Raw genomic sequence first — 14,226 nt, forward strand, 5'->3', positions numbered from 1 at the left:
CTGGGAATCGAACCATATTTTTTACACACGAGCGAGTTACTATTCACAGATGTCTACAGCTAGCATACGCGAGGTCGTACGCGGCGACGGCGACCGGTTCGTCTACGTCGTCTCCGCGTTGGCCGCCCTCAACGGGCTTTTGTTCGGATTCGACACCGGCATCATCTCGGGTGCGTTCCTGTTCATCCAAGACACCTTCACGATGTCCCCCCTCGTCGAGGGGATCATCGTCAGCGGAGCGATGGCCGGTGCGGCCGCCGGCGCGGCCGTCGGCGGGCAGTTGGCGGACAGAATCGGACGGCGGCGACTCATCCTCCTGTCGTCGGTCGTCTTCTTCGTCGGTTCGTTCACCATGGCCGTGGCTCCGAACGTCCCCGTGTTGGTCGCCGGGCGACTGATAGACGGCGTGGCCATCGGCTTCGCCTCCATCGTCGGCCCCCTGTACATCTCCGAAATCGCCCCGCCGAGCATCCGCGGGGCGCTCACGTCTTTGAACCAACTCATGGTGACCACGGGCATCCTCATCTCGTACTTCGTCAACTTCGCGTTCGCCGACGCGGGCGCGTGGCGCTGGATGCTCGGCGCCGGGATGGTTCCGGCCGTCGTGCTCGCCGTCGGAATGCTGAAGATGCCCGAGAGCCCGCGTTGGCTCTTCGAACACGGCCGGCGGGACGAGGCGCGGGCCGTCCTCGAACGGACCCGCGACGAGGGCGTCGACACCGAACTCGACGAAATCGAAGAGACCGTGAACAAGCAGTCCGACAGCGGACTCCGGGACCTGTTGGAACCGTGGCTCCGCCCGGCGCTGGTCGTCGGTCTGGGACTCGCCGTCCTCCAGCAGATAACCGGCATCAACGCGGTCATCTACTACGCCCCCACCATCCTCGAATCGACCGGCTTCGGCGGCGTCACGTCCATCCTCGCGACGGTCGGCATCGGGACCATCAACGTGGTGATGACCGTCGTCGCGATCGCCTTGGTGGACCGCGTCGGCCGGCGGCGACTGCTCCTCGTCGGGGTCGGCGGGATGGTCGTCACGCTCGCCATCCTCGGGACGGTGTTCTACCTCCCCGGGTTCGGCGACGTGCTCGGAATCGTGGCGACGATCAGCCTGATGCTGTTCGTGGCGTTCTTCGCCATCGGGCTCGGTCCCGTGTTCTGGCTGCTCATCTCCGAAATCTACCCGCTCGCCGTCCGCGGGTCCGCCATGGGGGTCGTCACCGTCGCCAACTGGGGCGCGAACCTCCTCGTGTCGCTGGCGTTCCCCGTCCTGCGGGCCAGCATCGGGACGCCCTCGACGTTCGGGCTGTTCGGCTTCTTTAGTCTGGTCGGACTGGTGTTCGTCCACCGGTTCGTCCCCGAGACGAAGGGCCGGACGCTCGAAGCGATAGAGACCGACCTCCGGGACAACGTCTCGCTGTTGGACTGAGTCGGGTCGACTCTTTTTTCGCGCTCTCGGCCGGACTCCTCACCCGTCGAGTCCGGGCACCTCGCCCGTCGGCGTCGGGAGCGACCGGAGTTCCCGCGGCGGGACGAGGAAGTTCCCCCGCCGTTTCACGAAGATGTACTCCAAGATGCCGTTGTTCACTCGCTGACGGATGGTGGGGATGTCCGTCAGGTCCTCGCCGTTCATCGCCGCCCGCACCTCCTCGAAGTCGGTGATTCGGCGCTGGAGCGTCGGGAAGTGGAGGCTGGCGGTGTTGTCGTCGGTGGACTCGACGTGTCGGCGCAGGATGCGGACGTTCCCCTCCTCGTCGCGGTTCGCCCGCGCGGCCTTCTGGGCGTGGCCGACGCGGCCGAACTCCATCGCGTGGTCGCGGATGGCGTCGCGTATCTCCGCTGTCACGCCGCTGTCGTTCCCGAGGTTGTCGCCGACGCCCTCCACGAGTCCCTTCTCGGCGTGGACGGGCGAGAACATCTCCGAGACCCGTTGGTCGAAGTTCTGTTCGACGTACCAGTCCTGCAGGCGTTGGCGGACGTTCGAGACGTGCTTCGTCGTCCCGCCCGAGAACGGCCCCTCCCGGATCGTGACGTAGTCTTCGGTCGCTTGCGTCTTCGCGAACCCGGCTTTGAAGCCCATGAACAGCGGTGACTCCTCCGGGACGGGGTTCGTGTCGGGGATCCCCTTCAGGCCGTCCTGCCTCTCGGCGGGCATCCCCGGCCCGACGAACCCGGTCCGGCGGGCATCGACGTCGAACACGTCCGTCAGCGCCGCCCGCATCTCGACGCCGTTTGCCGTCTCCGACTCCCCGCGGAGGGCTTGTTCGGCTTCGAGAACCGCGTCCGCGCGGTCGGAGGCGAGGTGGACGAGCGCGTCCTGTCGGTCGAACTCCGGCGTCTCGAACGACGAGAGCGCGCGCGGTTCCGGCAAGTCGACGCTCTCCGGCAGGGAGTCTTCGAACCGCGAGAAGTACCGCGGCGAGTAGGCGACCGAGTAGATGACGCCCTCGTTGCTCCGTTCGTACGCCTCGTCGACGGTCGCGAGGGCGGACTCGACGGTCCGTCGGTCGTCGTCGCTCGGCGGCGCGTCGCCCGGGAGCGTCAGGTAGAGAAACACCTGATGGCGCGGCAGTTCCACGTTGCCGTCGTCGTCCCGTCGGACGAAGTCGTTCCACGCGTGCTGTCTGGACGGGAGCGACCCGGGGTCGGTCGTCCCCGTCGGAATCGGCGCTTCGTTTTCCTCCTCGGCGCGGTTCATGCAGGCCGAGAGCGCGGTCGCTCCGCCGACGGCGACGGCGGCCTTCATAAACTCCCGTCTGGACGCTCCGCCTCCGTCGAACATACCCCGGCTAGGCGTCTGCGGAAAAAAGGGGTTCTGGTGCGGCACGCGAATACAACGACTCGCTTTTGTCCGACGACGCTAAGTGATCTGTATGGACGGACGACGCGGCGAACGTGTGCGTCTGGCGCTCGCGGTGTGGGCGGTGTTGGTCTCGCAGGTGCTCGTCTACCCCGGCGTGTCCGACCTCGTCGTCGCCCTCGGCGGCGGCGGCGACGTGAACGCGGGCATGTGGTTCCTCGTCGCGGAGTTCGCGGCCTTCGTTCTCTTCGCCGGCGTCTGGGGCGCGGCCAGCGACGCACTCGGCCGCCGCAGACCGCTCGTCGTCCTCGGCGCAGTCGGCGGCGCGGGCGGCTATCTCCTCCTCGCGGCCGTCCCCTCCCTCGGACTCCCGTTCGCCGCGGTGCTTCTGATTCGCGCCCTCGGCGGCGCGATGACCATCGGCGCGTTCTCGCTTTCGATGACGGCGCTGGCGGACCTCGCGGGCGGCAACGGGCGCAACATGGGCGCGGCGGGCATCGCCATCGGCCTCGGGGCGGCGCTGGGGTCCGTCGTCGGCGGGCGACTCTCCGACGTCGACCCGCTGTATCCGCTGTACGGCGCGGCCGTCCTCCTCGTCGCCGCCGCCGCACTGGTCGCGACCATCCCCGACCGGACGCCCGACGGCGTCCGACTCCGCCTCGGCCCCGCGCTCTCGCGTCTGAGCGAGAAACCGGCGCTCGCAGTCCCGTACGCGTTCGGGTTCATCGACCGGATGACGGCGGGGTTCTTCGCCCTCGTCGGCGTCTACTACTTCCGGGAGACGTTCGGCCTCGACGCGTTCGGCGCGGGACTCGCGCTTTCGGCGTTCTTCTTCCCCTTCGCGCTGTTGCAGTACCCCGCGGGAGTCCTCTCTGACCGCGTCGGGCGGTTCGGTCCGGTCGTCGTCGGGTCGCTCTGCTTCGGGTTCGCCATCGTCGGCGTCGGACTCGCGCCGACGCTCGAACTCGCCGTCGCCGGGATGGTCGTCGTCGGCGTCTTCGGCGCACTCGTCTCCCCGGCGACGATGGCGCTCGTCACCGACGTGGCGTCGCCGGAGGAACGCGGGGCGGCCCTCGGGGGGTTCAACATCTTCGGCAGTCTCGGCTTCCTCGCGGGGTTCGTCGTCGGCGGCGTCGCCACCAGCACCGCGGGCTACCTCGCGGCGTTCGTCACCGTCGGCTTCTCGGAAGTCGCCATCGCCGTCGTCGCCTCGCGGGCGGTCAGACGCCTCAGTCCGACGCCGACGGGCGGGGTGGCGTTCTCGGCAAACGACTGACCGCGGCTGCGCGGGCGGGAGGTGCAGCGCTCCCGTTTAAGTATTCGGCTCACAGGGCTTCAGGAAGCTCGTCCGTGGAGCGAAACTGCCTTCTCAGGAAGGCATCGGACGCTTACCGATACTGCTCCAATGGTCGGTGGTGTCTATACAATGAGTGAACGTGACAGAACGACAGCGGAGACGGCGACCGACTACGACCCGAACCCCGGCGAACGCGGAAAGTGGCTCTCGGCCGTCATCGGCCTCCTCGGACTGTGGATGCTCGCGCAAGCCGTCCTCTTCGAACTCGCGGCCAGCCAGTTCTGGAACGACGTTCTCGTGGGTGCCCTGTTCCTCGTCGTCGGGGCGTACAACTACTATCGGCGGTCGAACGAGCGGATAGGCAACGTCGCGGCGGCCGCCGTCGCCGCGTTGGTCGGCCTGTGGCTAATCGTCGCGCCGTTCGTGCTCGGAGTCGACGCGGGCGCGACCGAGACGGCGAACGACCTCGGCTTCTGGAACGACGTGGTCGTCGGCCTCATCGCGGCCGTCATCGGCGGGTACAGCGCGTACAAAGCGCGTGACCGACGCGAGGACGTCCGCCGGACGGCGACCTGACAGCGTAACGTCGACGCGGTGCCTGCAAACGCCGGGCGGCCCCCGATTCGGCCTCAGCGACCGTCCCGCGGTCGGTCGAGTTTCTTTCGTCGGTACGCCGCCACGTGGTACCGCGTGAGTATCACCGAGAACGCTACCGCGACCGCTCCGAACGCGGCGATGTAGGGGAGCGACCCGTCGTGCACGACGCCGTTGACGAACTGTAACGCCGAAAACACCGGGAGGCCGAACGTGAAGATGGCCGTCCGAGCGGGGAACTCGCGGGCCATCTCCAGAAACGCTTCCGCCTCGTCCGCTGACCGATTGTCAATCGAGCTCACGTCTGGGTTCGGTGAGTTCTCCCGAGAACCGGTCATAGTTCCTTCGAAACCCTTCGAGCGACGCGTCCGGTCTCAGTCGTGTCCGGAGACCCGGACCGGTTCGTACGGCTCTTCGAGGTACTCCATATCCGACTCCGAAAGGTCGATATCGAGGGCTTCGACGGCGTCTTCGAGGTGTTCGACGCTCGTCGTCCCGACGATGGGCGCGTCCACCCGGTCTTTGTGGAACAACCACGCGAGGCCTATCTGGGCCATCTTCACGCCCTTCTCTTCGGCCAGTTCCTGCACGCGTTCGTTCACCTCGCGGCCGCCGCCTTCGAGGTAGGGGTGGCCGTGGGCGTGTTCGTCGGACTCCCCGCGCGTGGTGGACCGCGCCTCCTCGTGGGGCCGGGCGACCCACCCTCGCGCGAGGGGCGACCACGGGATGACGCCGACGTTCTCCTTCTCACAGAGGGGGAGCATCTCGCGTTCCTCCTCCCTGTAGAGGAGGTTGTAGTGGTTCTGCATCGTCGCGAACCGTTCGAGTCCGAGGCTCTCGGACGTGTGGAGGGCGTCGGCGAACTGGTAGGCCCACATCGACGAGGCGCCGACGTACCGCGCCTTCCCGCGGCGGACGGCGTCGTCCAACGCCCGGAGCGTCGTCTCCATCGGCGTGTCGTCGTCGTAGCGGTGAATCTGCAGGAGGTCCACGGTGTCCATCCCCAGCCTATCGAGCGAGTCGTCCAGCTCCTGTTCGATGGCCTTCCGGGAGAGGCCGCCCGAGTTGGGGTTCCCCTCGTCCATCTGGAAGTACACCTTCGTCGCCACCACCGCCTCGTCGCGGCGACCCTCCAACGCCTCGCCGAGGACGCGTTCGGACTCGCCCTCGGAGTACATGTTGGCGGTGTCGAAGAAGTTGATTCCGAGTTCGAGGGCGCGTTCGACGAGTTCCTTCCCCTCCTCCTCGTCTAGCACCCAGTCGCGCCAGTCGCTGGTTCCGAAACTCATGCAGCCGAGACAGATCCTCGACACCTCCATCCCGGTGTCGCCGAGCGTCGTGTACTCCATGTGTATCGCTACCGTCTCTCGCCGCGGCAAAGAAGTCACGGGAGGCGGTCCGGACCGCCGGAACCCTCGGGGAACGCCGGCCGTGTCCTCGGAGGGTGAGGCGGCGGGAAGCCGCCGCCTGAAAAAACACTAACGATTATTACGATTATGTGCGACTAACTACCATGACCGTAGAGTACGAGGCCGCGGTAGCATCGTTCGAGTGGGACGTACCCGCCGACTACAACCTCCCGGCGGTCGTCGAGTCGCACGCGGACTCGTTCGACGACCGGGTGGCGCTTCGCTTCCGAGACGCCGGCGGCGTCCGCGAGGAACGGACGTACGGCGACTTGCGGCGGGACGCGAACCGCTTTGCGAACGCGTTGGAGGCGGCGGGCGTCGGTCCGGGCGACCGGGTGTTGCACCTCCTGCCGCGGCACCCGGACGTGTTCGCGATTCAACTCGGCGCTCTGAAGCGCGGCGCGTTGCTCGTCCCCTGTTCGTCGATGCTCAAACCGAAGGACATCGCCTATCGGGCGTCCGACTGCGAGGCGACGGCCGTCGTCGCCCACGACTCTCTCGTCGGCATGGTCGACGCCGTCCGCGAGGAGACGCCCCTCTCGACGTTCGTCTGCGTCGGCGGCGCCCTCGACGGGTGGGACTCGTTCGAGGAATCGGTCGACGGACGGGCGGAGACGCACGACGGTCCGGAACTCCGCGCCGAGGACCCGATGTCCATCAACTACACGTCTGGGACGACGGGCCAACCGAAACCGGTGGTGCACCGCCACCGGTGGATGCGGTGTTTCGAACTCGTGAACGCGCCCTACTGGTGGGGCGTCACCGCGGACGGCGTCGTCGCGCCGGGGTTCGAGGGGTCCGACGCGCCGACCCTCGAAGACGAACTCCTCTGGGCGACGACCGGGACCGGGTGGGCGAAGTGGTTCTGGAGTCCCGTCGGCGTCGGACTCACGACGGGGGCGACGCAGTTGCTCTACGACGGCGAGTTTGACCCCGAGACGTTCCTCTCGGTGATGGCCGAGGAGGGCGTCACCCGCCTCTGCGCCGTCCCGACGCAGTACCGCATGTTCGCGCAGGCGGACCTCTCGGCGTACGACATCGACCTCCGCGCGGCCCTCTCCGCGGGCGAACCGCTGAACCGCGAACCCATCGAGGCCCTCGAATCCGCGTTCGGCGTCACGCCGCGGGACGGGTACGGGCAGACGGAGACGGTGGCTCTCGTCTCGAACTACCCCGGAATCGACGTGAAGCCCGGCAGCATGGGGAAGCCGACGCCCGGCCTCGGCACGACGATACTCGACGACGAGGGAGAGGAACTCGGCGCGGGCGACATCGGCGAAATCGCCGTCCCCGTCGACTGTCCGGGCATCTTCGACGGCTACTTCGAACGCGAGGAGTTGGACCGCGAGACGTTCGCGGGCGAGTACTACCGGACGGGCGATTTGGCCTCCCGCGACGAGGACGGCTACTTCTTCTTCGAGGGGCGCGCCGACGACATCATCATCTCCGCGGGGTACCGCATCGGCCCGTTCGAGGTGGAGGACGCCCTCGTCTCGCACCCCTCGGTCGCCGAGGCGGCCGCCGTCGCCTCGCCGCACGAGGAACGCGGCGACGTGGTGAAGGCGTACATCGTCCTCGCGGACGGGTACGACCCCTCCGACGAGTTAGCGACCGAGATTCAGGAGTTCACGAAGGAGGAGACGGCCCCGTACAAGTATCCGCGCCGGGTGGAGTTCGTCGAGGAACTCCCGAAGACATCCAGCGGAAAGATACGCCGCATCGAACTCCGAACCCAGGAGAAGGAGGCGTTCGGGCAGTAACCCCGGCTTCGACGGACCCGTCGCCGGCCGCGCCTACACGTGCGGTTCCGGCATCAGTTCCTCGAACTCCCGCGCGGCTAGCCACTCGCAGAGTTCGACGAGTTGGTCGCTCGCGGCCTCGAACATCTCCTCGCCCTTCTCCGCAGTCGCGTCCGTCTGGTCGCCGAGGACGCCGTTCGCCGTGTTGTCGGCGGCGTCGTAGAACGTCCGCGACCCGTACTTCACGGTCCCGGCCGCGTCGACGCTCGGAACCCCGCCGTCTCTGGCCTCCGTCAGTCGGTCGTCGTGGACCAACTCCGAGCGGAGGTACTGAATCATCGCCGTCTCCTTCGGCCCGCCGTGCGGCCCGTTCTGTTCGAAGAGGTCGTCGACGAGTTCGGGGATGCTCTCGTTCCACATCCACTCTATCGCGAACGCCGTCTCGTCCTCGCGGAGGCGCGCGCCCACCTCCCGGAGGTGCGGGACGTTCCCGCCGTGGGCGTTGACGTATATCACCCGGTCGATGCCGTGTTCGGTGAGGTTCCGCGTCAGCGATTCGACGTACTCTCGGAACACCCGCGGTTCGACCCACATCGTCCCGTGGAACTGCCGGTGGTGACCGCTGACGCCGACGTTTATCGTCGGCGTGCAGAGGTACCCCGTCCGGTCTGCGGCCTCCCGGGCGAACGCCTCCGCGATGAGGTGGTCAGTCGCCTCCGGGAGGTGCGGACCGTGCTGTTCCGTCGACCCGGTGGGAACCAGTGCGAGCGATTCTTCCTCGAAGTAGGCTTCGAGGTCCGGCCACGCTTCGTCTCCGAGGTACATTACCGAACTCTCCGGGAGGAACGACCAATAGGTTGGTGTGGAATCGCGCCGCACGGTTCGCCGGTCCGACGCGAGAAAGCGGTTCGACCGTTACCGGTCGTTCGCGGCGTTCGTCTCCGTCTCCGCCGTCGCACCCGCGTCCGCCGCCTCCGTCTCCGCGTCCGTGCCCGCCTCCGCTTCGAGTTCGTCGAAGAACGCCCCGACGCGGCGGCGTATCTCGTCGCGTATCTCCGCCGTCTTCTCCGGCCCCTCGCCGTGCGGGTCGTCGAGTCCCCAGTCGCGGTTCTCGCCGCCCCACCCGGCGGGGCAGACGTCCTCGGCGGAACATCCCATGGTGACGACGTAGTCCGCGTCGGCTATCTCCTCGAACGTGACCTCCCGCGGCGTGCGGTCCGAGAGGTCGATTCCGAGTTCGGCCATCGACTCGACGACGTTCTCGTGGACGCCGTCGGCGGGGCGCGTCCCGCCCGTGAGGACGGTCGCGTCGAGTTCTCGTTCCGCGAGTTCTCTCCGCGCGAACGCGTAGGCCATCTGGCTCCGCCCGGCGTTTTGGACGCAGACGAACGCGACGGTGGGTGGGGATGGGACCATCGGCGGAGACTCTCGGCGGAGACGGCATAGTGGCTTCGCCGTCTCGTCGGTATCGCCGCACGCCCGTTCGGGCGCGGAGTCGGGACTAGGAGGCGTGAAAAACGGCAGAACCGTGGTGAGAATCGACGTGGCCGCCGACCGCAGTACCGCTACCGTGTTGCGTTCTTACAGACGCTGGAGGTTCTTCGCTCGCGGGCCTTTGTCGGCCTGCTCGATTTCGAATTCGACCTCCTGACCCTCCTCGAGGTCCGGGCCGCCGACGTCTTCCATGTGGAAGAACACGTCTTCGTCCGCGTCGTCGCTTTCGATGAAACCGTAACCGCCTGTGTCGTTGAAGAACGCAACCGTACCTTTCGCCATTACGCACGGTAAAACGGGCAGGGGACTGATAAGGATTCCGGCGTCTGTATCACGATGCGAACACTCACATCTCCGTGGACTCCGCGGTCAGAGACAGCACAGAGACGCGGCGGACGGCGTCGAAGTCCCGGAGGCGGTAGACGAGCGTTCGGACCCGTTCGGCCGGGCCCTCGCAGAACGCCGCTTCGAGGCACCACTCGCCGTGGTGGGTGTGACTCGTCGCGTCGATGACCGCCTCGAACTCGTGTTGGACGACGTGCAACTCGCCGATGACCGCCTCGTGTTCGTAGTCGAAGACGACGACGGCGGCGATGTCGCCCTCGGCGTCTTCGAGTCGACTGTGGGACTCGACGTACTCCAGCATCGCCTCGCGGATGGCGCGCGACCGGGAGTCGATACCCTCGGCCCGCCAGACGGCGTCGAACGCCGAGAGCACCTCCTCGGATACGTTCAGACTGGTTCGCATACCTCGACGGTCGGCGGCGGAGGGACAAGAAGCCGACTGCTACGGGCGCGACTCACTCCTCGTCGGAGTCTCGGACGATCTTGAGCCAGAAGTCCTCGACGGACTGGATGAACTCGACGAACTCCGCGGGTTCGACCGGTTTCTGGATGTACGCCTCCGCCTCCAGTCCGTGCGACCTGACCAGATCCTCGCCGAGGTCCGAACTCGTCAGGGCGACCACCGGGATGTCGGCCACTTCGGGGTCGCCTTTCAGTTCGGACAGCACCTCGATGCCGCTCTTTCCGGGAAGTTGCAGTTCCAGCAGAATGAGGTCCGGACACGGGGAATCCTCGTACTCGCCGCGTTGGTGGATGTAATCGAGGGCGGACTCGCCGTCGGAAACCGCGTTTAGCGTGTTCAGAATCTTCGCGTCCTCGAACTGCTCTGTGAACAACCGCGTGTCGCCGGGACTGGGCTCGACCAGTAGAATTTCTATCGAGTCAACTGTCGCGTCCGTGGCCATTACCTACTTCTATGGATGCAAGAATAAAACGACGCGGTCGGCTCTATTGACCTGTTCTGAACCCTACCGTTCCGGCTCTCGCGGTTCGAGTCCGTTCGCTGCGTCGGTCGTCGTTATTACGAAACCCCCGAATCGGTCTTAACAGGCGTTTTACGCCGTCTTCGACTACCTCCGTCATGGTGAGCGAACTCGTCGGACTGTTCGTCGGGGCCGTCGGCCTCGGCGTCGTCCACGGCGTCGAACCCGGACACGGGTGGCCCGTCGCGGCGGCGTACGCGATGGAGAAGCGACGGAAGTGGGTCCGCGGGACACTCGCGGGCGTCGTCCTCGGCGTCGGCCACCTCGTCAGCAGTCTGGCGATGGTCGCCGTCTTCTTCGCCGCGAAGTCGTACTTCGAACTCGGGGAGGCGTCGTGGCTTCCGACCGTCGCGGGTATCCTCCTGATTCTCCTCGGTCTGCACGAACTCCGCGGAGGCGGACACGGGTACGGTCACGACCACGGACACGACGACTCCGACGACCACGGCCACACCCACGGTCACGACCACAGCCACCACCGCGACGCCGACACCGACACCGGTCTCTCCGCACGCCTCCGCGGCGTCCTCCCCTCGGGCGGTCACTCGCACGACCACGACCATCCGGAACCGGACGCCTCGGAGACGAGTCTCCGGAGTCTCGCCTCGTTCGCGTTCGTCCTCGGGTTCGCCCACGAGGAGGAGTTCGAGATTATCCTCCTCTGTTCGGGGTCGAACTACTGCCTCGAACTGATGACCGCCTACGCCCTCGCCGTCGTCGCCGGCATCGTCGGCCTCACGTTGCTCCTCGTGGCGGGGTACTACCGCTACGAGGACCGCGTGGAGGCACTCGCGCCGTACTTCCCGACGATTTCGGCCCTCGTCTTGATCGCGATTGGACTGGGGTTCGTCATCGGCGTCTTCTGACGCTCACTCCCCCGAGTTTCGTCCCATCTCGTGGAACTCCTCGTTCGGGCGCATGTCGGCGAACATCGCCATCCGGTTCGAGAGGTTGAAGAACGCGGTGACCGCGCCGACGTCCCAGATTTCCTCCTCCGTGAACCCCGCCTCGCGCAGGAGTTCGAAGTCGGACTCGTCCACCTCCGTCGGCCGTTCGGTGAGTTTCACCGCCACGTCGAGCATCGCCAGTCGTTCGTCGGAGACGTCCGCCGTCCGGTAGTTCGCGACGAGTTGGTCCGCGAGCGTCGGGTCCTCGGCGTAGATGCGGACGAGTGCGCCGTGGGCGACGTTGCAGTAGTAACAGTGGTTGACGCCCGAGACGGCGACGATTATCATCTCCACCTCCTCCCTGTCGAGGGAGGTGTCCTCGACGAGGGCGTCGTGGTAGTCGAAGAACGCCCGGAAGTGACTCGGCTTGTACCCGAACGCCGCGAAGACGTTCGGCGGAAAGCCCGCGCGGTCCGTCTCCTCGTCGATTCGTTCCTTCAGGTCCGCCGGCAGTTCGTCGTACTCGGGGACCGGAAAGCGCCGCATCGCGTCGGAGTCGAACTCGACCATGCCGGTATTCCTCCCGGTCGATGCTTAATGATTTGCGCCCGCGTCCGCGCGCGTCCTTCAGAGGAAGAACGCCGAGATGAGGAACGTGACGAACACGTACACCGGACCGCTGAGGAACGCCGCGGCGAGGAGAATCGCGAACCACCGGCGGCCGTTCCCCGGCAGGGAGGGCACCTCGGAGGGGAAGTACGGGGAGAGGGGACCGTTCGATTTCGGGTCTCTGTTTCCCATGTTGACATCTCTCGCCGCGCTTCGGATTACTGTTTCGCCGGTTCGGACGCCCCGTTTAAAACAGGTCCAGAGAGGAAGCGTCGACTTCGGCCGCCGCTCAGACCCTGACCGCGAGGAGGAACGTGGCCGACGCGACGAAGACGCCCGCGGCGAACAGTCCGTAGTTCGCGATTCGACTCTTCGCGGGCCAAAGCGACAGCGAGTACCGGCGGGACGAAAGCGGCCACAGGAAGTTCACGCCCATCGGGGTGAGCACGTCGGCGAGGAGGTGCGCGACGACGGTGAGGACGCCGACGAAGAAGCCGAACGCGGGCAGACCGACGCTTACGCCGCCGACGCCGACTGCGAGGGCGACGCCGACTTCCGACCCCGCGTCGGCCAGCAGGTGGCCTACCCCGGCGAACGCGCCGCCGACGGCGGCGGCGAACGGGAGCGAGTGGGTCGGACCGCGGTGGTCGAGGAACGGAATCCGGTGGTCGACGTCCGGCAGCATCGCCAACCCGAGCATCGCCGCGCCCGTCAGGAACGCCAACTCCGGCCGTCCGAGGCGGAGGAGGGCGAACCCGACGGGCGAGAACACCGCGAGGGAGACGCCGTAGTGCCCCAGTTGGTACATACCCCCCGTCGGCGTGGCGGCCGGAAAAAGCGACCGGTCGCCGCCGGAGACCGTACCGGAAACGGTTATCTCTCGGCGGCGTCCATATCTCCCATGTTCGACCCTCTCGTCCGCATTTTCGACGGTTTCGGTCCGTGGGAGACGACGGCGCTCGTCCTCCTCGTCTCCGTCGGCGCGGCCCTCGCGTTGGAGTTCGTCGTCCTCCGCGCCGCCCGCCGCTACGTCACCCACACAGACACGGAGTACGACGACATCGTCCTCACGGAACTTCGGATTCCGGTCGTCCTGACGGCGGCGCTGGCGGGCGTGTTCGTCCTGACGCAGGTGCCCGCCGTCCGAACCGCCGTGTTAGTGGACCCCGCGACCGTCGAACGGTTCTTCGGCCTGCCTTCCCTCTCCGTCATCGTCGTCGTCTGGGCCGTCGCCGCGAACCGCATCGTCAACCGAATCGTCGACTCCGTCTCCGAGAAGGGGAGTCGCTACGACTTCGCGCCGGTGTTCTCGAACGTCTGGACGCTCGTCGTCCTCGGCGGGGCCGCCGCGACGCTCCTTTGGCTCTGGAACGTCGAGATAACCCCCCTCCTCGGCGCGGCGGGCGTCGCCGGGATAGCGGTCGGGTTCGCCGCGAAGGACACCGTCGCCAACTTCTTCGGGGGAATCGCCCTCTACTTCGACGACACGTACAAGATAGGCGACTACATCGTCCTCGACGACGGCACCGCCGGAACCGTCGTGAAGGTGGGTATCCGGTCGACCACCCTGCTCACGCGCGACGAACTGCTGGTGACGGTGCCGAACTCCGTCCTCAACGCCGCGAAGATAACGAACGAGTCCGCGCCCCAACGCCGACGGCGGATTCGCGTCCCCGTCGGCGTCGCCTACGGCACCGACGTGGACGCCTTCGAGGCACTCGGCGTCGACGTCGCCCTCGCGGCCGATATCGTCCTCGACTCGCCGCGCCCGCGGATGCGGTTCCGGCGCTTCGGCGACTCCGCGTTGGAGTACGAACTGCTCTGTTGGGTCGACGGCCCGACGCGTCGCCGCCGCGCCCAACACGAACTGAACCGGGCGCTCTACACGGAACTTCTCGCCGCGAACGTCGAGATTCCGTACCCCAAGCGCGACGTGACGATTCGGCGCGAGGCCGGCGTCGACGCCGACGCACCCACCGCCGCCGCGAACGGCGACGCTCTCGACGCGGAAATCGCCTCGAACGGCGACTCCGCAGACCTCGCCGACGGACGCCCCAAACGGTAACCTC

The 14,226-nt window shown here is 67.0% G+C and carries 16 protein-coding genes and 1 pseudogene; 6 read left to right on the forward strand and 11 right to left on the reverse strand.

Translation table 11 applies throughout. The annotated features are described in order from the left end of the window. The first annotated feature begins 49 nt into the window (after window positions 1-49). Window positions 50-1,429: a sugar porter family MFS transporter gene (locus tag BLS11_RS08410; protein ID WP_092535905.1), complete on the forward strand. Its 1,380-nt coding sequence runs from the start codon at window positions 50-52 to the stop codon at window positions 1,427-1,429. Between the two features lie 39 nt (window positions 1,430-1,468). Here the strand turns inward: BLS11_RS08410 and BLS11_RS08415 are convergent, their stop codons facing one another. After that, window positions 1,469-2,782 carry a DUF7405 family protein gene (locus tag BLS11_RS08415; RefSeq protein ID WP_092535908.1) on the reverse strand — a complete coding sequence of 438 codons (1,314 nt, stop codon included), beginning with the start codon at window positions 2,780-2,782 and terminating at the stop codon, window positions 1,469-1,471. 91 nt (window positions 2,783-2,873) lie between these two features. On the opposite strand from BLS11_RS08415, the gene BLS11_RS08420 reads away from it, so the two are divergent. After that, window positions 2,874-4,076 (forward strand): MFS transporter, encoded by a 1,203-nt coding sequence (locus BLS11_RS08420; protein WP_092535911.1) that lies wholly within the window; start codon window positions 2,874-2,876, stop codon window positions 4,074-4,076. Window positions 4,077-4,226: 150 nt separating this feature from the next. Continuing rightward, window positions 4,227-4,673, forward strand: a complete 447-nt coding sequence (locus tag BLS11_RS08425) for an SPW repeat protein (RefSeq protein WP_092535914.1) — start codon at window positions 4,227-4,229, stop codon at window positions 4,671-4,673. Between the two features lie 53 nt (window positions 4,674-4,726). Here the strand turns inward: BLS11_RS08425 and BLS11_RS08430 are convergent, their stop codons facing one another. Both BLS11_RS08430 and BLS11_RS08435 read right to left on the reverse strand, forming a co-directional pair. After that, a complete protein-coding gene (locus BLS11_RS08430) occupies window positions 4,727-4,993 on the reverse strand; it encodes a hypothetical protein (protein WP_139172787.1) in 267 nt (88 codons plus the stop codon). A gap of 72 nt (window positions 4,994-5,065) precedes the next feature. Next, complete coding sequence (locus BLS11_RS08435) at window positions 5,066-6,040, reverse strand: aldo/keto reductase (protein WP_092535920.1); 975 nt, start codon at window positions 6,038-6,040, stop codon at window positions 5,066-5,068. Window positions 6,041-6,204: 164 nt separating this feature from the next. On the opposite strand from BLS11_RS08435, the gene BLS11_RS08440 reads away from it, so the two are divergent. Continuing rightward, window positions 6,205-7,860 (forward strand): acetate--CoA ligase, encoded by a 1,656-nt coding sequence (locus BLS11_RS08440; protein WP_092535923.1) that lies wholly within the window; start codon window positions 6,205-6,207, stop codon window positions 7,858-7,860. Between the two features lie 33 nt (window positions 7,861-7,893). Here BLS11_RS08440 and BLS11_RS08445 read toward each other — a convergent pair whose 3' ends face one another. The 5 genes and pseudogenes from BLS11_RS08445 to BLS11_RS08465 all read right to left on the reverse strand — a co-directional run bounded on the left by BLS11_RS08445 (window position 7,894) and on the right by BLS11_RS08465 (window position 10,583). Beyond that, a complete protein-coding gene (locus tag BLS11_RS08445; protein WP_092535926.1) occupies window positions 7,894-8,664 on the reverse strand; it encodes a creatininase family protein in 771 nt (256 codons plus the stop codon). Between the two features lie 171 nt (window positions 8,665-8,835). Further along, window positions 8,836-9,255, reverse strand: a pseudogene (locus BLS11_RS08450) (arsenate-mycothiol transferase ArsC); the annotation flags it as partial. A gap of 165 nt (window positions 9,256-9,420) precedes the next feature. Then, window positions 9,421-9,615, reverse strand: coding sequence for a cold-shock protein (locus tag BLS11_RS08455; RefSeq protein WP_092535932.1), 195 nt, complete (start codon window positions 9,613-9,615; stop codon window positions 9,421-9,423). 64 nt (window positions 9,616-9,679) lie between these two features. Beyond that, the gene (locus tag BLS11_RS08460) at window positions 9,680-10,081 is read right to left on the reverse strand and encodes a CopG family ribbon-helix-helix protein (protein WP_092535935.1); all 402 of its coding nucleotides are present in this window, start codon (window positions 10,079-10,081) and stop codon (window positions 9,680-9,682) included. Between the two features lie 52 nt (window positions 10,082-10,133). Then, window positions 10,134-10,583 carry a response regulator gene (locus BLS11_RS08465; RefSeq protein WP_092535938.1) on the reverse strand — a complete coding sequence of 150 codons (450 nt, stop codon included), beginning with the start codon at window positions 10,581-10,583 and terminating at the stop codon, window positions 10,134-10,136. 176 nt (window positions 10,584-10,759) lie between these two features. On the opposite strand from BLS11_RS08465, the gene BLS11_RS08470 reads away from it, so the two are divergent. Then, complete coding sequence (locus BLS11_RS08470; RefSeq protein ID WP_092535941.1) at window positions 10,760-11,527, forward strand: hypothetical protein; 768 nt, start codon at window positions 10,760-10,762, stop codon at window positions 11,525-11,527. 3 nt (window positions 11,528-11,530) lie between these two features. Here the strand turns inward: BLS11_RS08470 and BLS11_RS08475 are convergent, their stop codons facing one another. The 3 genes from BLS11_RS08475 to BLS11_RS08480 all read right to left on the reverse strand — a co-directional run bounded on the left by BLS11_RS08475 (window position 11,531) and on the right by BLS11_RS08480 (window position 12,965). Next, window positions 11,531-12,118 (reverse strand): peroxidase-related enzyme, encoded by a 588-nt coding sequence (locus tag BLS11_RS08475; RefSeq protein WP_092535944.1) that lies wholly within the window; start codon window positions 12,116-12,118, stop codon window positions 11,531-11,533. 57 nt (window positions 12,119-12,175) lie between these two features. Next, window positions 12,176-12,349 (reverse strand): hypothetical protein, encoded by a 174-nt coding sequence (locus tag BLS11_RS19380; RefSeq protein WP_175454411.1) that lies wholly within the window; start codon window positions 12,347-12,349, stop codon window positions 12,176-12,178. A gap of 97 nt (window positions 12,350-12,446) precedes the next feature. Continuing rightward, window positions 12,447-12,965, reverse strand: a complete 519-nt coding sequence (locus BLS11_RS08480) for a metal-dependent hydrolase (protein WP_092535947.1) — start codon at window positions 12,963-12,965, stop codon at window positions 12,447-12,449. Window positions 12,966-13,058: 93 nt separating this feature from the next. On the opposite strand from BLS11_RS08480, the gene BLS11_RS08485 reads away from it, so the two are divergent. Then, window positions 13,059-14,222 (forward strand): mechanosensitive ion channel family protein, encoded by a 1,164-nt coding sequence (locus tag BLS11_RS08485; RefSeq protein ID WP_092535950.1) that lies wholly within the window; start codon window positions 13,059-13,061, stop codon window positions 14,220-14,222. Window positions 14,223-14,226: the final 4 nt, after the last annotated feature.

The organism is Halopelagius longus, from assembly GCF_900100875.1.
GTDB classification, from domain to species: Archaea; Halobacteriota; Halobacteria; order Halobacteriales; family Haloferacaceae; genus Halopelagius; species Halopelagius longus.